The 17,984-nt window shown below is 68.3% G+C and carries 14 protein-coding genes; 2 read left to right on the forward strand and 12 right to left on the reverse strand.

Features of this window, described 5'->3' with window-relative positions; all coding sequences use genetic code 11:
- Positions 1 to 106: 106 nt before the first annotated feature.
- The gene (locus ACPL7H_RS07745; RefSeq protein WP_424796426.1) at positions 107 to 1,915 is read right to left on the reverse strand and encodes an ATP-binding cassette domain-containing protein; all 1,809 of its coding nucleotides are present in this window, start codon (positions 1,913 to 1,915) and stop codon (positions 107 to 109) included.
- A 108-nt stretch (positions 1,916 to 2,023) separates the two neighbouring features.
- Between ACPL7H_RS07745 and ACPL7H_RS07750 the strand changes: the two genes are divergently transcribed.
- Positions 2,024 to 2,425, forward strand: coding sequence for a hypothetical protein (locus ACPL7H_RS07750; protein ID WP_424788995.1), 402 nt, complete (start codon positions 2,024 to 2,026; stop codon positions 2,423 to 2,425).
- A 58-nt stretch (positions 2,426 to 2,483) separates the two neighbouring features.
- Here the strand turns inward: ACPL7H_RS07750 and truA are convergent, their stop codons facing one another.
- A complete protein-coding gene (gene truA, locus ACPL7H_RS07755; protein ID WP_424796427.1) occupies positions 2,484 to 3,314 on the reverse strand; it encodes a tRNA pseudouridine(38-40) synthase TruA in 831 nt (276 codons plus the stop codon).
- Between the two features lie 129 nt (positions 3,315 to 3,443).
- Between truA and ACPL7H_RS07760 the strand changes: the two genes are divergently transcribed.
- Complete coding sequence (locus ACPL7H_RS07760; protein ID WP_424788997.1) at positions 3,444 to 4,202, forward strand: ROK family protein; 759 nt, start codon at positions 3,444 to 3,446, stop codon at positions 4,200 to 4,202.
- Here the strand turns inward: ACPL7H_RS07760 and ACPL7H_RS07765 are convergent.
- The 10 genes from ACPL7H_RS07765 to ACPL7H_RS07810 all read right to left on the reverse strand — a co-directional run bounded on the left by ACPL7H_RS07765 (position 4,188) and on the right by ACPL7H_RS07810 (position 17,303).
- On the reverse strand, positions 4,188 to 5,057 hold the full coding sequence (locus ACPL7H_RS07765) for an alpha/beta fold hydrolase (RefSeq protein ID WP_424788998.1): 870 nt from the start codon (positions 5,055 to 5,057) through the stop codon (positions 4,188 to 4,190). The genes ACPL7H_RS07760 and ACPL7H_RS07765 overlap by 15 nt on opposite strands.
- A gap of 142 nt (positions 5,058 to 5,199) precedes the next feature.
- Positions 5,200 to 5,805 carry a 50S ribosomal protein L17 gene (rplQ, locus tag ACPL7H_RS07770; protein WP_424788999.1) on the reverse strand — a complete coding sequence of 202 codons (606 nt, stop codon included), beginning with the start codon at positions 5,803 to 5,805 and terminating at the stop codon, positions 5,200 to 5,202.
- A gap of 27 nt (positions 5,806 to 5,832) precedes the next feature.
- A complete protein-coding gene (locus tag ACPL7H_RS07775; RefSeq protein WP_424789000.1) occupies positions 5,833 to 6,828 on the reverse strand; it encodes a DNA-directed RNA polymerase subunit alpha in 996 nt (331 codons plus the stop codon).
- A gap of 152 nt (positions 6,829 to 6,980) precedes the next feature.
- Positions 6,981 to 7,388 (reverse strand): 30S ribosomal protein S11, encoded by a 408-nt coding sequence (gene rpsK, locus ACPL7H_RS07780; protein ID WP_424796428.1) that lies wholly within the window; start codon positions 7,386 to 7,388, stop codon positions 6,981 to 6,983.
- 63 nt (positions 7,389 to 7,451) lie between these two features.
- Entirely contained in the window at positions 7,452 to 7,829 is a 378-nt protein-coding gene (rpsM, locus tag ACPL7H_RS07785) for a 30S ribosomal protein S13 (protein WP_424789002.1), read from the reverse strand.
- Between the two features lie 153 nt (positions 7,830 to 7,982).
- Positions 7,983 to 8,096: a 50S ribosomal protein L36 gene (rpmJ, locus tag ACPL7H_RS07790; protein ID WP_424789003.1), complete on the reverse strand. Its 114-nt coding sequence runs from the start codon at positions 8,094 to 8,096 to the stop codon at positions 7,983 to 7,985.
- A gap of 77 nt (positions 8,097 to 8,173) precedes the next feature.
- On the reverse strand, positions 8,174 to 8,395 hold the full coding sequence (gene infA / locus ACPL7H_RS07795) for a translation initiation factor IF-1 (protein WP_022917277.1): 222 nt from the start codon (positions 8,393 to 8,395) through the stop codon (positions 8,174 to 8,176).
- Between the two features lie 256 nt (positions 8,396 to 8,651).
- Positions 8,652 to 11,966 carry a hypothetical protein gene (locus tag ACPL7H_RS07800; RefSeq protein ID WP_424796429.1) on the reverse strand — a complete coding sequence of 1,105 codons (3,315 nt, stop codon included), beginning with the start codon at positions 11,964 to 11,966 and terminating at the stop codon, positions 8,652 to 8,654.
- Positions 11,967 to 12,197: 231 nt separating this feature from the next.
- A complete protein-coding gene (locus ACPL7H_RS07805) occupies positions 12,198 to 14,744 on the reverse strand; it encodes a LuxR C-terminal-related transcriptional regulator (RefSeq protein ID WP_424796430.1) in 2,547 nt (848 codons plus the stop codon).
- A gap of 78 nt (positions 14,745 to 14,822) precedes the next feature.
- Positions 14,823 to 17,303 carry a LuxR C-terminal-related transcriptional regulator gene (locus ACPL7H_RS07810; RefSeq protein ID WP_424796431.1) on the reverse strand — a complete coding sequence of 827 codons (2,481 nt, stop codon included), beginning with the start codon at positions 17,301 to 17,303 and terminating at the stop codon, positions 14,823 to 14,825.
- Positions 17,304 to 17,984 lie beyond the last annotated feature (681 nt).

Raw genomic sequence — 17,984 nt, forward strand, 5'->3', positions numbered from 1 at the left:
CACGGACGCACAACAACACGTCACTGTACTGCCAGGCCGGCCCGGTGGTCAAAGCCGCAGGGCCGTCCAACCGGCCCGCACGAGCGATATTGCTCACGTTCTGCCCTCAGCGGCGGCGGGCTGCGCCGTCATCGTCCCATACCGGGGCGGTGGTCTCGCTCACCCTGCCATCGGCGCCGACGTGCCAGAAGCGGTCGAAGGAGCGGGTGAACCACCTGTCGTGGGTGATGGCCAGGACCGTTCCGGTGAACGCCTCCAGCCCCTGCTCCAGGGCCTGGGCCGAGTGCAGGTCGAGGTTGTCGGTGGCTTCATCGAGCAACAACAGCGTGGCGCCGGACAACTCCAGTAGCAGGATCTGGAACCGGGCCAGTTGGCCGCCGGAGAGGGTCTGGACCTGTTGCTCGGCCGCGGCGGCCAGTTCGTACCGGTCCAGTACCCGGCCGGCATCCTCACGGGCGATTCCGTTCCGGGTGCCATCACCGCGGTGCAGCACCTGCAGCAGGGTCCGTCCGACCAGGTGGGCGGGGGCGTCCTGCTGGGCGAACCAGCCCGGGCGTACCCGGGAACCCAGCCGCGCGGAGCCGCTGTGCGCGACGGCGGCGGGTAGGTGCTCGCTGGCCGGGGCGTTGCCGGTGTCGGGATCGGTACCACCGCCGGCCAGCAACCGGAGCAGGTGGGACTTACCGGTGCCATTGGCCCCGAGCACGGCGACTCGCTCGCCGAACCAGACCTCGGCGTCGAAGGGTTCGGTCAGGCTGTTCAGGGCGAGCCGGTCCAGCACCACAGCCCGCTTGGCGGTGCGTCCGCCCCGCAACCGCATCTGCACGTGCTGGTCACGAGTCACCGCCTGGGGTGGCCCCGCCTTCTCGAACGCCGTCAGGCGGGTGCGGGCCGCTTGCAACCGAGAGGCCATATCGGAGTTGTAGCTGGCCTTCTGCTTGTACATCTGCACCAACGTCCGCAACTGGGCGTGCTCGGAGTCCCAGCGCCGGCGCAGTTCGGCGAGCCGGCTCATCCGATCCGTGCGGGCCTGGGCATAGCCCGCGAAGCCACCGCCGTGGCGCCATGCGGTGGACCCGGCCGCCCCCGGTTCCAAGGTGAGTACGGCGGTGGCGACCGCCTCGAGCATCTCGCGGTCGTGGCTGATGAAGAAGACGGCCTTATCTGTTTCACCCAGCCGGGCCTCCAACCACCGCTTGGCGGGCACGTCAAGGGCATTGTCCGGCTCGTCCAGGATGAGGATCTGCGCGCTGGAGCGCAGCAGCGCGGAGAGCACCAACCGCTTGGACTCACCACCGGAGAGGGTGGACAGGCCTCGGGACGCGGCACGATCCCAGGACTGGGCGAGCACGTCGGAGCAGATCTCATCCCACTGCGCCTCGAGCTGGTACCCGCCCACGTCGGCCCAGTCTGCCAACGCCTGTGCGTAATCGAACTGGGCGGCCTGGTTCTCGGCCCCGGTCATCGCCGCCCCGGCTCGGGCCAGCCGCTGGGCGACCTCGCGCTGACGCGCCGGCGCATGGGCCGTCAGCAGGTCCTGCACGGTCGGTTCCCGCTCGGAACCGGGCGGCGGGGCGGCAGCGCTGCCCGGGACCTCGCCGCCGCCTGGGTGACCCGCACCCCGGGCGCCGGGCATGCACGCCCCGGGTGCCTCGTCGTCAGCAGTCGCGACCAGTGCCACCGCGCGGCGACCCACCCACTGGGCCATCACCCCGATCTCGCCCGCGGTGGTCACCGCTCCCCCGTGCGGCGTTATCTGCTTGGTGGCGATCCGGATCAGGGTGCTCTTGCCCGCGCCGTTCGGACCGATCAGCGCCACCCGCTGGCCCTCGCCCACGTGCGCGTCGACCTCGTTCAGCAGCACCCTGCCGTCGGGGAGGTGGTAGGTGATCCCGGCCAGATCGAGGTGCGCCATGGCCCCAGGATGGCGGTCCGGTGGCGGTGGGCCAAGCCGTTTTACGGGAGCCGCTGTGCCGCAACGTCTGCGGATGCGCGGGTGTGCCGGCAGTGTCAGTGTGGGTGGATGGACGCGAGCACACCCATCCCCGAGGAACTCTCTCCGGACGAGCCCAGCCCGGAGGAACTGGCCAACGCCGATCAGGTCTCGGACCTGCCCCCGTCGGACACCACCGCCTCCCCCGAAGAGGATGGTGAGCCCGAACCCGATGACACCGGTGAGGCCGATCCGGATGTCGGGGCCACCGGAACGATCCGGCAGTTGCCCGCCGAGGACACCCTGGAGGACACCGGCGGGCGGGACCTGGTGGATGAGGGCTTCAACGCCCCGGACGCACCGGGCCCCCTGTATGAGCAGACCGTGGCGGATGAGATGACTCCGGACGGCATCGATGAGCGCGTGGAGATCGAGGAGCCGGAGGTGTGGGAGACACCGGCATCCGACGACGAGGCCGACCCCGCGCTCTGACCCCCGGTCACCTACTGCGACACCGGGAACGCCGCCGCGCCACCTCCCGCTCGAGACCTCACGGGAGTTCGCGCACGGCACGGGCCTGGGTGGCGCGCGCACCCAGTTCATGCGTGGGCGGGTAGGTGATCTCCTCCAGGCACAGTCCGTGCGCGGGCATCACCATCACCGCCGGGTCCCGTCTGCGGGCAGCCAGCACCGCGGCGGCCCATCCCGGTTCCTGGCGGCCCTGCCCGATGGCGACCACCGCCCCGACCAGGGCACGCACCATCGAGTGGCAGAACGCGTCGGCCACCACGGTGCCCTCCAGCACGCCTTCGGTGGGACGTTGCCAGGAGAAGTCCTCCAGCGTACGGATCGTGGTGGCCCCTTCCCGTGGTCTGCAGAACGCGGCGAAGTCGTGTAGTCCACAGAGCATGTCGGCTGCGGTGTTCATCGCCTCGGAGTCCAGCGGTCTGGGCACGATCACCGTGTCCCTTCGACGTAGGGGATCGGCGAGGGCGGGACGGTCGCACAGCCGGTAGGAGTAGCGTCGTCGCAGGGCGGAGAACCGGGCATCGAAGTCGGTGCTGACCACGGTGGCACGGCGTACCACGATGTCCGGTGGCAGCACGCCCGCCAGCCGCGTGAGGGCCGCCTGAGCGGGGGCACGGTCGGATCGGCCGGGTAGGGACTCCCACGCAGCTGCGTCGACGTCGGTGTGGACCACCGAGCCCCTGGCGTGCACGCCGGCATCGGTGCGCCCACCCACCACCAGCCGCGGTGGTTCGGTGCGCAGGATGGTCCCCAGCCCGCGCCGCAGTTCCCCCTCGACGGTGCGCAACCCTGGTTGGGCGGCCCACCCGGAGAACTCGGTGCCGTCATAGGCCAGGTCCAGCCGGATGCGCACAGCCGGTTCATTCCCGGCCGGTGGCGCTGCGGGCCTGTCTGGTTCGGACACGGGAACAGTTCATCACATCGTGTCCGCTCCGCACGTTCACAGCGGGCCCGCTTCACGCTGCGCCAGTAGCATCAGGGTGTGACTTCCGACCCGGTGACCCTCTCGGTGGACTGCGGGGGCGGCGGCATCAAGGCCTCGGTGCTGGACGATGTCGGCACCATGCACGCCCAGCCGGTACGCACCGCCACACCCTACCCGCTGCCACCGGAGAGCCTGCTCGAGGTGATCGCCGACCTCGCCGAACGGTTGCCCCCCACCGACCGGATCACCGTAGGCATGCCGGGCATGATCCGCCACGGTGTGGTGGTGCACACCCCCCACTACATCACCCGGGCCGGCCCGCGCACGAAGGTACTGCCCGAGCTCAGAGCGGCGTGGACGGGCTTCGACATGCGCCGTGCGGTACAGGAGCGGCTCGACCAGCCCGCCCTGATCCTCAACGACGCCGAGGTGCACGGAGCCGGCGTGATCGCCGGCGCAGGCCTGGAACTGATGCTCACCTTCGGCACCGGGTTGGGCAATGCAGTGTTCGACGGCGGCCGGCTGGCCCCGCACACGGAACTGTCCCAGAGCCCGGTGCGCTGGGGCCTGAGTTACGACGAGTACGTCGGCGAGCACGAACGGTTGCGGTTGGGGGATGCGATGTGGTCGCGGCGCGTCCGCCGCGTGATCGACGCGTTGCGCCCGGTGTTCCTGTGGGACCGGCTCTACCTGGGCGGTGGCAACTCCCGCCGGATCACCCCGGTGGTGCTGGCGAAGGCGGGCGACGACGTGGTCGTGGTGCCCAACAGCGCCGGAATCGTGGGAGGCGTGCGGGCCTGGTCACTGCCGGGCTGAGACATCCGGACCGGCGCCCGGGGCGAGGTCCGGACCGGACTCGCGCACCTGGGCCACCAGCGCGGCCAGCACGGCGTTGAACAGGTCCGGGCGCTCCAGACTGACCAGGTGCCCGGTCCGGGGCAGGACGATCAGCCGACCTGTTCGAACTGCGGCCCAGAACCGGCCCTGTTCCACCCGGAAGTGGTCCCATGCCCCGTTCACCAGCCACACCGGGGCCTCGATACGGCGCAGGTCCGTGATCGGATCCACCTGCGCGATCGCCGTGAGCGCCGGCACCATCACGTCCAGCGCCACCCCGCCGGCAGCGACGTCCCGGGCGGCGTCCGGGCTGAGCATCCGGGTGGCCAGCGTGTCATTCAGCCAGCCACCCCGGTCGGGCAACCGATTGATCAGCCCGGCCAGGCGCCGGTAGGCCGCCAGCGGCGCCCCCCGCGGACGCACGCTGCACCCGGCCGCCAGCACCGCGTCGACCGGACTCGCTGTTCGAGCGGCCCAATCCAACGCCAGATAGCCGCCCAGCGACAGCCCGACCAGGATGCGTCTCCCGGCGGGCAGTTCCTGCCATGCCTGCTCGATCACCTCCCGGCACATCGCGAGCGAGAACGCACTACTGATCTGCGCGCCGTGGCCGGGAAGGTCGATCGCCCGCGCAGTCACCCCCAGCGCCTTGAGGTGCTCCACCTGCGCCCGCCACATGGTCCCCGAACTGCGAATGCCGTGCACGAACAGCACTGATGGCTGGGCGGGCTCGTCCTGCATGCCGGGCTCGCCGGGCCGGTCCCGCTCGGCGGGCTGGGCGACCCTCACCCTGAAGGCCGGTTCGCGCTCAGGGTCTTGATGATCCACGGGCATGGACACCACTGTGCCACGCCCTTCACGCCGCCACCCGAACCATCGCACGCGCTGAGCGGTCAGCGGGCCGGGCACAGAACACGCAGGCCCGCTGCCGGAGTGGTCCGGCAGCGGGCCTGCGAATGCGCTGACTAACGTCGGGTCAGGACTTGCCGGCCTCCCCGGCGTCGTCCTTGGCTTCGGTCTCGTCGGCCTCGGCGGGTGAGTCGGCCGACGGTGCCGAATCCGGGCTGTCCGGGCTCGCCGCCGACTCCGGGGAGTCGGGGCTGTCCGGGCTGTCCGTGGTCTCCTCGGCGGAGGGGGCCTCGGCGGCCTGCTGGGCGGCGGCTTCCTTCGCGCCACGCTTGGTGGCGCCTTCAGCCTCCTTCACGGTGGCCTGCTTCGGGCTGTAGGGCTCGGTGACGAGTTCGATCACTGCCATCGGCGCGTTGTCACCCTTGCGGGGGCCGACCTTGATGATCCGGGTGTAGCCACCGGGACGCTCGGAGAATCGCGGAGCGATCTCGGTGAACAACTCGTGCACCACGTCCTTGCGGGACAGCACGGCGAGCACCTGACGACGGGCGGCCAGGTCACCGCGCTTGGCCTTGGTGATCAGTCGCTCGGCGAACGGGCGCAACCGCTTGGCCTTGGTCTCGGTGGTGCGGATGCTGCCGTGCTCGAACAGCGACTGGGCCAGGTTCGCCAGCATCAGGCGCTGGTGTGCCGGGCTACCGCCGAGACGGGGCCCCTTCGTGGGCTTGGGCATGGGAATCTCCTAGGGTGCGAGCGACGCTCAGTTGTAGTCGTAGTCGTCGCCGTCGTACGAGGCCACGAGGGAGGGGTCGAAGTCGCTCGGGCTGTCCTTCAGGGACAGACCCAGACCGACCAGCTTCTCCTTCACCTCGGTGATCGACTTGGCGCCGAAGTTGCGGATGTCCAGCAGGTCGGCCTCGCTGCGAGCCACGAGCTCGCCAACGGTGTGGATGCCCTCCCGCTTGAGACAGTTGTAGGACCGGATGGTCAGATCCAACTGCTCGATCGGCATCGCCAGGTCCTCGGCCAATGCGGCGTCGGTCGGGGAGGGTCCGATCTCGATCCCCTCGGCCTCGGTGTTGAGTTCGCGGGCCAGCCCGAACAGTTCCACCAGGGTGGAACCGGCCGAGGCCAGGGCGTCACGCGGGGACATCGAGCGCTTGGTCTCCACGTCCACGATCAACTTGTCGAAGTCGGTCCGCTGCTCCACACGAGTGGCCTCGACCTTGTAGGTCACTTTGAGCACCGGGGAGTAGATCGAGTCCACCGGCACACGGCCGATCTCGGCGTCGGCCTGCTTGTTCTGCACCGCAGAGACGTACCCGCGGCCACGCTCGACGGTCAGTTCGATCTCGAGTTTGCCCTTGGCGTTGATGGTCGCCAGGTGCAAGTCCGGGTTGTGCACCTCCACACCGGCCGGGGGCGTGATGTCGGCAGCGGTGACGGTGCCGGGGCCCTGCTTGCGCAGGTACATCACCACAGGCTCGTCGTGCTCGGAGGAGACCACGATGTCCTTGATGTTCAGGATGATCTCGGTGACGTCCTCCTTCACACCGGAGATGGTGGAGAACTCGTGCAACACCCCGTCCACGCGGATGCTGGTCACGGCCGCACCCGGGATGGAGGAGAGCAGGGTACGACGCATGGAGTTACCGAGGGTGTAACCGAAGCCCGGCTCAAGAGGCTCGATGACGAAACGGGACCGGAATTCGTCGACGACTTCTTCGGTCAGTGTGGGGCGCTGTGCGATGAGCATTGGTGATTCCTTTCAGCAAACGTCCGCTATATGACGTCGTGCAAGACCCCGGCCCATCTGTCCGAACCGGGGGTGAAACTAACGGTGGTGGGCGGGCCGACCTGCGGGCGGCCACACCGACGGTGCGGGCTTCAGCCCGCACCACACCGGACTCAGACCCGGCGACGCTTCGGCGGGCGGCAGCCGTTGTGCGCCTGCGGGGTCACGTCCTGGATCGACCCGACCTCCAGGCCGGTGGCCTGCAGCGAACGGATCGCGGTCTCCCGGCCCGAACCGGGGCCCTTGACCAGCACGTCCACCTTCTTCATGCCGTGCTCCTGCGCCTTGCGGGCGGCGGCCTCGGCGGCGAGCTGGGCGGCGAAGGGGGTCGACTTACGCGAACCCTTGTAGCCCACCTGGCCGGAGGAGGCCCAGGAGATCACGGCACCAGAGGGATCGGTGATCGTGACGATGGTGTTGTTGAAGGTCGACTTGATGTGGGCCTGACCGGCGGAGACGTTCTTCTTCTCCTTGCGGCGCGGCTTGCGCGCACCGGCGGCTTGGCGAGTCTTGGGGGGCATCTACAAATCTCTTCTCTTCGAGGTCGTCGATCCGCATCCGCACGGTGGCGGAGAGCGAACTGCTTAGCGAGCGGCCTTCTTCTTGCCGGCCACAGTGCGCTTGGGGCCCTTGCGGGTCCGCGCGTTGGTCTTGGTGCGCTGTCCGCGCACCGGAAGGCCACGGCGGTGCCGCAGGCCCTGGTAGGTCCCGATCTCCACCTTGCGGCGGATGTCTGCGGCCACCTCACGGCGCAGGTCACCTTCGAGCTTGTAGTTGCCCTCGAGGTAGTCGCGCAATGCGACCAGGTCCGCGTCGTTGAGGTCCTTGACGCGCAGGTCCGGACTCAGGCCGGTGGCCTCGAGCGTCTCGGCAGCGCGGGTGCGGCCCACGCCGAAGATGTAGGTGAGCGCCACCTCGAGCCGCTTGTCGCGGGGGAGGTCGGCGCCGACGAGTCGTGCCATATTGTTTTCTCACTCCTGTGAGTCATCGGAGGTCTTCCACATCGCCGTCCCGCGGGCTGCGGGCCCCGGCCTCCGAGCCGAGGGTTGCGATCGCAGGGCGATCGCTGGCGGTGTGCAGTTGTGGTGGGCCGCGGACGGCCCGAACGCAGGGCGTCAGCCCTGGCGCTGCTTGTGACGCAAGTTGGTGCAGATCACCCGCACGACACCGTTGCGACGGATCACCTTGCAGTTGTCACAGATCTTCTTGACGCTCGGCTTAACCTTCATGATGCTTCCTCTGCACCGCCGCGCACGCTCGGGAACTCCCATGGGCCTCCCCCTCGCGGCGGCGAGATCGTGGTCTGTTACTTGTAGCGGTAGACGATTCGACCGCGGGTGAGGTCGTAGGGGCTCAACTCGACCACCACACGGTCCTCGGGGAGGATCCGGATGTAGTGCTGCCGCATCTTGCCCGAGATGTGAGCGAGTACCTTGTGGCCGTTGCTCAACTCGACGCGAAACATCGCGTTGGGCAACGCCTCGACCACGTGGCCCTCGATCTCGATGACCCCGTCCTTCTTCGCCATATCCTCCGCTAACTGCAGTATCTGTCTGGATCCGATGAGGCGCGTGTGTACGACCTGTGCTCCGTGCGCCGCCGGCCCGGTTGCCCGGGTCGAGAGCATGGCGGAGCGCGCCCAACGGTCAATCTTACGGCATGATCCGCCTCGATGGAACCGGCCCGCATCGGTTCCGATGCGGTCTATCTCACACCGTGTTCCGGCGTCGTCCTGGCGGGACGACGACGGAACACACCCGAGCCGGTCAACTCACCTCGACCGGTCAGAACAGCCAGATCAGGAAACCGAGCACCCACTTGGCCAGTCCGAGCAGAACAGCCAGTACAGGGGGCAGTGACGGGGCCGGAGGAGTCACCGACACCGTGACGGCGTGGTCCACCTCCTGATCACCGTAGGTGATCCCGAAACTGTTCGCACCGGCAGTGATGGACATCCCGAACTCGGCGCCCTGCTCCGCGTCCTGATCGACAACTACCGTGAACGACACCCGGGCACTCTCACCGGGACCCAAGTCCGGGATCCACCAGTTCAGCACGGTCCCGATCGTGAAGTTCACACCATCTGGTAGCGGCTCGACCAGGTCGGCGTGCGCGAGCACGCCGCCCATCTGGGCGCGGACATACGCACCGGAGATCTGTGCCTGAGAGGTGTTGCGCACCTGCCAGGTGTAGGTGACCTCATCCCCGGCCCGCACCTCCCCGGAGGGCGGGTCCGCGCTCACAGAGGCCTCGAACGCGGTGACGTAGTGCACCAGTTCACACCCACTCGCGCACTCCCCGCCGGGACCCTGGGTGATCACCGACAGCGGCAGCACCGCGCCGGGAGCATCGGCGAAGCGCAGGTTCGCCCGGAAGGAGAAGGAGGCCGATTCCCCTCCGGACAACTCCGGTGACCACCAGCGCACGAGCCCGTTCTCCGGGTCGAACTCGGCCCCGGCGGTCAACGCCTCGATGTCGGCGTAGGGAAGCAGCCCGGACACATCCGCGATGACGGCGCCCTCGGACATGGTCAGCCCGGAGGTGTTCTCCGCGACGACGTGGTAGTTCACCTGACCGTTCGGGCGGAGGGTTCCTTCGTGCGGAATGGTCACCCCGTTCGCCTGGGCCCCCCGGACGCTGACCTCCCAGGAGAGCTGATCAACGGTGTGGGTGACCTCCCTCTCCCCGTAGGTGATGCCGAAACTGTTCGCCCCGGCCGTGATCGAGGTGGCGAGTTCGGCACCCGCATCGGCATCGTCGCGCACGATCACACTGAAGGACACCTCGGCGCTCTCGTGGGCGGCCAGGTCCGGCACATCCCACCTCATGATCGTCGGACCGACGATGCTGACCAGACGCAACTCCTCAGCCAACGGCTCCACCAGTTCGGCGTGCTCGAGCACATCCCGCAACTGGGCGGTGACGGTGGCGCCGGAGATCTGCGCGTGGGAGGTGTTCTGCACCGTCCAGGTGTAGACGATCTCATCCCCGGCTTCGACCGAGCCCGCGGGCGGATCAGTGGTCATCGAGGCTTCAAAACCGGTAGCGAAATGCACCAACTCACACCCACTCACACACTCCCCACCGGCACCCTCGGTACTCACCGACAACGGCAACACCGCATTCGGGGCGTCCGCGAACCGCAAGTTCGCCCGGAACCGCACCGACGCCGACTCCTGCGCTCCAAGCTCAGGCACCGACCACCGCACCACCCCGGCATCGGCATCGAACTCCGCGCCCTCACCGAGCGCCTCGATATTCGCATACGCCACCAGCCCCGACACATCGGCGACCACCACCCCATCAGAGACCCTCACACCGGAGGTGTTCTCGGCACTCAAGTGATAGTTCAACTGACCATTCGGGCGCACCGTCCCCTCATTCGGGATCGTGACCCCATTAGCCTGCGCCGCCCGCGCACTCACCTCCCACGCCGGCTCAGCCACCGTGTGGGTGAGCGTGCAGTCGGTGCACAGCGCGCCAGTTCGTTGTGGCGTCGCCACGCTGGTCAGGGTGGCCCCGGAGGCGTCGTCGTCCACGGTCACGGTGTAGGAGACCGACGCGGGATGGTTGCGGTGCACCGGTTGGCGGACGGTCCAGGTCAGTTCATCCCCGTCGAGGCTCAACCCCGCCGGCAACGGCTCGACGAGGCTGGCACCGCTCAGTACCTCCGAGAGATCCACACTCGCCGCGACCCTGGTCACGGGGCGCAGATCAAGCGCCGCAGCGGTGAGGGTGTAGGTGATCTGCTCACCCGGTGCCACCGCGGATCCGGAAGCCGGCTCGGCACTGTGGGACAACTCCCAGGTGGGCTCGGCGACGGTGTGCACCAGGGTGGCGGGGTCCACCAGCGACCCGCCGTGGCGGGCCGTCCCGGCACTGATCCCCATCCGCACCGCATCGCCCGGGGTCGCGTCTTGGTGGATCTGCGCGACGAAGGAGATCTGCGCGCTCTCCCCCGGGTCCAGGTCCGGGATGTTCCAGTGCAGCACGGATCCGAACATCTCCAGCGCCTCATCCAGCGGTTCCACCAGATCCGCGGCATCGAGGAACGGGCCGGCCTGGTGTCGCAGGTTCGCCCGCATGTGCGCTCCGGTGAGTTCACCTCCGGAGATGTTCTGCGCTGTCCAGGTGTAGGTGATCTGCTGACCGGCGGTCACCTCACCGGCCGTAGGGTCGGCTGTGACCGAGGCGTCGAACCCGAACACGTGGTAGCCGAGTTCACACCCGGTCACGCACTCCCCACCGGCCCCTTGGGCCGTGAAGTCGAGCGAGACCTCGCTCCCACGAGCGGGGGCCCGCAGTCGCACCTGGAAGCGCTGGGTGACGGACTCACCCGGTTCCATCTCGGGGACGTCCCAGGTCAGCAGTGCGGTCTCAGCGTCATAGCTCACGCCCTCACGGAGGGTCCCCAGGTCCCAGTGCTGGCCCATCCCGGTCAGGTCGGCCACCACCTGCGCGTCGGAGACCGTCACATCGGAGGTGTTCGTGGCCGTCATCGACGGAACGATCGCCGCGTTGGTCAGCAGGGTTGACCCGGGCTCCTCATTCGGGGTCACGCTCAGGTCCCAGGAAGGCTCGCCGGGCACTGTGTGGGTGATGGTGCAGTCGGTGCAGGTCCCGCCGCTGCTCTGCGGCGCGGCCACCGAGGTCAGCGTGACGCCGGACGCATCGGAGTCGACCACCACGGAGAAGGACACCGAGGCGGGGCTGTTGATGCGCACCGGATTGCGCACATCCCAGGTGAGCTCGTCACCGGTCAGGCTCAGCTCGCGATGCAGTGGCTCGACCAGGCTCGCGTGAGCCAGCACACCGGACAGGTCCACGGTGGCCGTGATCCCCTGCACCGGGCGGGTGTCGAGCGCGGCGGCGCTGAGGGTGTAGGTGATCTGCTCACCTGCTTCGACCGTGGCGCCGGACGTGGGGGCAGCCTGCTGGGACAACTCCCAGGTGCCCTGCTGCGCCGGGGTCGCCTCGGCGTCGTCGATCACATCGGCCGACGCCGTGGTGATCCCGATGCCGAGCAGGAGCAGCGACAACAGTGCCGCCAGGAACGTGCGGACTCTGCCGCGTGCTGGAGGGGCCGATCGGTGTGACATCTGTGTCCTTTCCTCACGCACCCGGCGGTGTTGCCGGGCGCCGGTGACGCCGGCCAGGGGTGAGGGCAGCGGCGCACCACGGATCGCACACAGGCTAATGGCCCGGGTCCCACCCTCAGTGCCGAATGAAGGTCACAGGATGGTCACGGATGCCGGACGCCGGACGCCGGACGCCGGGCGGCGGCGACCGGCAGGGTCGTCATGGCCCAACCGGCGACGGCGACAGTCGCTTCAGATGACCGCCGTGCGCCGGGGCTGGGCATCCGCGGCGTCCGGATATCCACCCGGGCGCCCGTCGTCGTCATCGGTGAGCAGTCCCAGTGAGTTCGCGCGCTGGAGAGCATCCTCGCGGTTGTGTACCCCGAGTTTGCGATAGATGTTGCGCACCTGGGACTTGACCGTGTTCTCCGAGACGAACAGACGCCGGGCCGCCTGGCTGAGCGGCACGCCGGTGGCGATCTGGCGCAGCACCTCCAGTTCTCGTTCGGAGAGCCGGACGGGTTCGCGCGGCTCGGGGAAGACCTCCGCGCCGGCGGTCACGGCCTGCAACACGCCCGGCGGGACCACGTGGGGAAACTCCTGGTCCAAGTTCACCAGGTCGGCCCTTGGCACCAGCGCGAAGAACCGCACGATGCCGGAAATCTCGGCCAGGCTGGCCGCCGCCTGGAGTTCGTCGCCAGCAACGTCCATCCGGTGCAGGCGACGCGCTGCGCAGGCTCGGATGAGGTGGAGTTGCAGACTGTGCCGGATGTCGGCGACCGACAGTCCATCCATGTGCTCGGTCATCGCCAGAACTGCGTCATAGCGCCCCTCGAACAAGGCGAGCCGGGCCCGGCATACGATCGCCCAGACCTGCTCGGCGTCGACGCCTTCCAGCGCCCGGTAGGCGCGCTCGAACTGGCTACGAGCAATGCACAGGTCCACGATGGCGTTGCGGGCCGCGGTTCCGGTGATCCGGGCTCCGTGGCGGTGAGGCGTCAACGTCGCGAGCGAGCGTTCCAGCATCGACAGGGTCTCTTCCTGCACCCGCGCATCCCCCCGGTGCAGCGCGTATCCGGCGTGCAGATACTGCTGGATCGCATCCAGCCCGGGCAGCGCTGGGACGTCATCGACCGGTGCGGGCTCGGTGTCACCGGCCTCGAGTCGGTCCCCGGCGATGAGCCCCCGTACGAGCACGCTCGCCAGGCGTTCCAGATCAGCCGGGGCGCCTCTGGAAGGAAGCCCGGCCACCCGGTCGAGCCACTTGTCGGCGGAGTTGAGGTGGCCGAGCATCGCTAGGCACAGCGCGAGTCCGCTTCCGGCTTCCCGCTTGGCTCCGGTCATCCCCCGCTCCCGGGCCCACTGGTAGGCCTGTCTGAAGACATAGGCGGCGCTGGGCACATCCCTGGTCAGCAGCAGGGTGATGCTCCACTGCAGCAGCATCTCCGGCATCTGCTCCAGCACGCTGTCTGCCCACGCCGAACGCTCAACCCCCTGACCGGACTCCTCCATCACCTGCCGGAACGCCTCGTACTCCCCGGACACGCGCATCTGCAGGGTCTGGCTGAGGGTGAGCCGCTGGTTCTCATAGCGCGCGGCGAAGTCGACCTCCATGTGTCCGGACCGGAACGCTTGCCAGGCACGCTGGGTCGTATCGACGTTCAGGATGTAGTCCCGGACCACCAGGAGTCTGGCGCTGGCGCGCACCACCTGGTCGGGGAACTTGCGCATGATCCGCCTGGCGTCATCGGTAGAACCGGTGACGAATTCCAGCCAGTAGTCCTCTACGAGGAGCGCAGCTCGTTCCCAGTCCTCGGCCTCGACGAAATGAGAGATGGCGGGCTCGGCGATGTTCCGCCGGTCGTACCAGTCGGCCAGGATTCGATGGTTGCGGCGGTAGTTCACCGGGTCATGGCGGCGGGTGACCGCTTGGACGGCGGCGCGAAGTCGCGGACGGACGCGATAGGTCTCCCGGCCACCGGTCTGCACGGGCTCGACGATCCCAGCCTGGTGGATCACCGGGAAGGCGGTCTGCCAGTTGTCCTGGCCGATGAGTTTCCGGCCGAGGTCAGGGCCGAAGGTTTCCGCGCAACTGAGCGCCGCCAGCAGCGGTCGGAAGCGCTGCATGTCCGGATCCTCCAACACGATCCGGCAGTACCGCTCGATGCCGTGCCAGTCCGGGACCAGAGCACCCTCGGCGTCGCGTGATCCATCACGCAGGAGTGCGCGGACCACCGCGGGCCAGCCGACGACTGCCTGGGCGAGTTCGTGGGCCTGGGTGCGGGTCATCGTGTAACCGGCCTCGTTGGCCATGGTGGCGACACCCCGCGCGTCCAGACCGAGTTCGGGCATCCGCAAGACGACGGACTCCGCGTGGGCGTTGGCGATCGCCACAATGGCCCGCTCCATCCGCACCATGACCACCAGGCGCAGCCGTTCGAACTGGTTGAGCAACTCCCCCAACTCATCGTCCACGCTCTCGGCGCTGACGGAGGTGAAGTTGTCCAGCACGAGGGTGGTGGGTTGCAGCGTACGGCCGAGCACCGCATAGATGAGCGTCAACGGGTCGGCCCCGGCCGGCGTGCTCGTCCCGGTCAGGGCGAGGTGCACCTCGGTCCAGAACTGCTGTGGGGCGGTGGCGTGCATCGGCAGGCCCACCCAGACGTAGCGAGTGTGTGCCCCGGTCTGCCCGCGGATCCAGGAGGCGACCGCGCTGGTCTTACCGAATCCCCGCGGGGTGCACAGCACCGTGATCGCCGGGGCCTTCTCCATTGTCTCGCGCAGAGCGCGGCTGAGCACGATGGTGGAGGCAACACGCGGAAGGCGGGGTGGCTGGGGGGTTGGTGCTTCTTGCTGGAGCATGGGCATCAACCGCGATCAGCCTTCGTGCTCGGCGTGGATGCCACCCCGGCCGGCGACTTCCAGTGCCTCGTTTCGGCTCGCGACACCAAGTTTGCGGTAGATCGAGCGCAGATGGGTCTTGATGGTGTTGGCCGACAGGTTGAGGGATCGGCCGATCCCGACCGGCCCTGCGTGCCGCTCCAGCGCCCGCAGGATCTGCGCCTCCCGCATGGTCAGCGTCGGCAAGTCCGCCACATCGGCCACATCGGCCTTGACCGCGTTCGGGTTGGTGCCCGGCCACAACCCGTGGGCGCCGGGCACACCGTCGGCGAGCATGTCGAACACGTACCTGTGCATCAGTTGGAAGGGGCGGCGCTGCCCGGTCGCCCGGGCCAGGCGAACGGCGCTCTGGAAGGCCTTGCGCGCCTCGCTCTGGGAGTTCATGGCGTGCAGGGCACTGGCAATGATCACCATGGATTCCAATTGCGAGCGCAGCGAACTACCCGGGGCCGAGAGTGCGCGCCTGGCCAGTTCGACGGCCTGGCGGTAGTCCTGTCGGGCGTTGTGCACTTTCGCCTGAGCGGACCAGCCGATGGCATTGTCCCCGAGGTGGTCGGCGACCTCACCGGCTACGCCGATCATCCGGGCGATCAACAGCAGTTCGACCAGCACGCTTTGCAGCACCGCGTCCGCAAGGGAGTTCCTGGGCACGTGCCGCAGCGCTGCCCGCAACTTGTTGGCTTGGCGGAAAACCTCCTCGGGGTCATCGGCGAAGGCGGCATAGTGGGCACGCGCGAACTCCCCCACCACCCACAACTCGGTGCGGTGGCGTGGCTCGACGATCGCGGCCACGCGCAACGACGCGTCCGGCGCGCCTGCGTCCACCGCGATCAACGCCTCCGCGAGCCGCACGGCGACGCCAGCCAGGTCACTGGGATCAACGACGTGACCATCGGCGAGGTACGGCTGCAACGCGGCGTCCTGCAGGGCGGTGCGCGCGAGGTCCGGCTCGCCGGCCAGCGCGTGCACCAGGGCGACACCGGATGCACCCAACGTGGTCGCCTTCGTGCCACCGTCCAGACCGAGTTCACGTGCCTGACCGAAGGCGTAGATCGCGGCGTCGTGGTGGCCGCTCAGCATCGCGGCCACACCCCACTGGATCAGCACGATGGACTCCGCGTCGGCAGGGTCGGCAGCGCCGCCTGCCTCACTGATCACGCCGGAACGGCTGAGCAGTGCCTCGGGCACGACCCAGGTGTGTCCGCTGACCAGGCGCTCGTGCATCGCCGCAAGGTGCTGGCGGGCCACGCGGATCCAGGGGTCGTGCTGACCGTGCGGCATCGGGAGGTGGTGTATGGCCTCGACCAGAGTCTGCGGCGCTTCGGTGAGCAAGTGGAACCACTGTCGGTCGATGACGTCCAACGCGGTGGACCACTCCTGGGCATTGACGGCGTGCGTCAACGCCTCACCGGGGTCCTCCTCGGCACCGGGGGCGGTCAGTAACGCCCGGTGCACCTGCCGCCCGATGTCCGGCGCGGCCTCGGTCATCACCTGCAGCAGTGCCCGGCGAATCGCAGCCGGATAGCCATATCGGACGGCACCTTTGTCCCGATCCTCCCAGAGCAGGCCGGTGTTCCGGATGTGGGCGAGTATCGCGGCGGCATCCTGCTCCGAAGTGCCGTCCTCCGTCTTGGGGGTGATCACCCGGAGCATGTCGATGTCGAACCAAGCCGGAACCGCGGTGCGCAGCAGAAAGGTGCGAATATCGCTGAACCGCAGGTCCAGGACCATCGCGCCGATGTACCCCTGGATCAACTGCTCGTCGATACCGCCCTCGACGGTGGCGCCCCGCAAACCGGCCCGAATCGCCGCCGGCCAGCCGCCGAAATCGGTGCTGATCTGTTGGGCCTGTTCCCAGGAGAAGTCCAGGCCGGCCATGGCAGCCAGTTGCTGCACCTGTTCAGGACGCGTGCGTAGATCGGAGGGACCAACGATGCTGCCATCGACCGACAGGCTCCCCATCGTCTCGAGCGTCCGGAGGGTACGCCCGGCGGCCACCAGGTAGAACTGGTCGTTGTTGCGCACCAGTTCGATCAGGTCGTCGTCGATCTGGGTAGCACCCTCGGTCAACCCGGCCTCGTGGAAGTTGTCCAGCACCAGGCGCAGCGGCTGGCGCAGCGCGCTGATCCCATCGAGCACCCTGCTGCGCGCCTCATGCGCACCGGTCCCTTCGGGGAGCACGCCGGCACCGCGCAATGCCCTCTCGAGGACGGCCCAGAAGTCGGCTTCGGTGTTGCTGCGGTCGTCCAAGGACAAGTACACAGCCGTGGCCGCGTCGGTGTAGTTGCGCAACCAGTACACCAGCACCGCGGTCTTTCCGAAGCCGCGCGCGGCTCGTAGCACCGTCAACGGTTGGGCCTGCTGGAGCGTCTTCAGTGCGATGTCGCTGACCATCGCGGGTTCGGTCACCCGCGGCAACCGACCGAAGACGTTCGAGGCCGTGCCAAGAGTGGACATTCAGCACACCCCTGATTGCCGTGGTGCCGGCGATTCCGAGCAGCACCGTGCCCGCGGCCGGTCCGCCGAAGCAGACCGCCGATTCCGGGCCGTTGCTGCCGATGTTGTGATGGTCCTACCCCCGATACTCATGTGTTCCTCGTTCGCTCGCGACCCTGCAAACAAGGTCACTCTCTGCTATGATCTGCCGCCCTTGACCGTAAAGCAAGGGTTATTGCCCAGTCCGAAGAACATCTTTACGCTCTCATTCCGCGCTCAACCGCCCCTCTCCGACCATGGCGGCAGTTTCGGTTCGTCCGGAAACTTGCGGCGCGCCATCCCGTGGGCCACATGTGGCCCACTGCTACCGCGGTCTATTCCTTTGAACCGATGCATGCGCGACACGCTCCACTCACATCGAACCGCCGGCAGACACTCCGCCAACGATCCTTGACTGATTCTATTGCCTCCGTTAGTGCTGCGGGTGCGCGTCGTCACGTTTTGAGGGTGAATCCGAGCCAACATGAGGGTGAACCCGCAGGGCGAGGAGGGTGAACCGGGGTGAGGAAGCGGATCACCCGCTACCACTGACGGGCCGGCCTCGACTTGGTCCCAGGAGCACCAAGGCGCGATGATCGGCGCTCACCCCGGCGCGAGTCGCGGGCGTACGCGCCTGCGTCGAGCACCTGCGGAGGAGCAGGT

The sequence above is a fragment of the Pseudactinotalea sp. Z1732 genome (genome assembly GCF_049724975.1).
Lineage (GTDB): Bacteria > Actinomycetota > Actinomycetes > Actinomycetales > Beutenbergiaceae > CALKWS01.

Coding starts and splice junctions, on each gene's coding strand:
- ACPL7H_RS07745 (WP_424796426.1), bottom strand. CDS start 1,915: ATGGCGCACCTCGATCTGGCCGGGATCACCTACCACCTCCCCGACGGC.
- ACPL7H_RS07750 (WP_424788995.1), top strand. CDS start 2,024: ATGGACGCGAGCACACCCATCCCCGAGGAACTCTCTCCGGACGAGCCC.
- ACPL7H_RS07765 (WP_424788998.1), bottom strand. CDS start 5,057: ATGCCCGTGGATCATCAAGACCCTGAGCGCGAACCGGCCTTCAGGGTG.
- rplQ (WP_424788999.1), bottom strand. CDS start 5,805: ATGCCCAAGCCCACGAAGGGGCCCCGTCTCGGCGGTAGCCCGGCACAC.
- ACPL7H_RS07775 (WP_424789000.1), bottom strand. CDS start 6,828: ATGCTCATCGCACAGCGCCCCACACTGACCGAAGAAGTCGTCGACGAA.
- rpsK (WP_424796428.1), bottom strand. CDS start 7,388: ATGCCCCCCAAGACTCGCCAAGCCGCCGGTGCGCGCAAGCCGCGCCGC.
- rpsM (WP_424789002.1), bottom strand. CDS start 7,829: ATGGCACGACTCGTCGGCGCCGACCTCCCCCGCGACAAGCGGCTCGAG.
- rpmJ (WP_424789003.1), bottom strand. CDS start 8,096: ATGAAGGTTAAGCCGAGCGTCAAGAAGATCTGTGACAACTGCAAGGTG.
- infA (WP_022917277.1), bottom strand. CDS start 8,395: ATGGCGAAGAAGGACGGGGTCATCGAGATCGAGGGCCACGTGGTCGAG.
- ACPL7H_RS07800 (WP_424796429.1), bottom strand. CDS start 11,966: ATGTCACACCGATCGGCCCCTCCAGCACGCGGCAGAGTCCGCACGTTC.
- ACPL7H_RS07810 (WP_424796431.1), bottom strand. CDS start 17,303: ATGTCCACTCTTGGCACGGCCTCGAACGTCTTCGGTCGGTTGCCGCGG.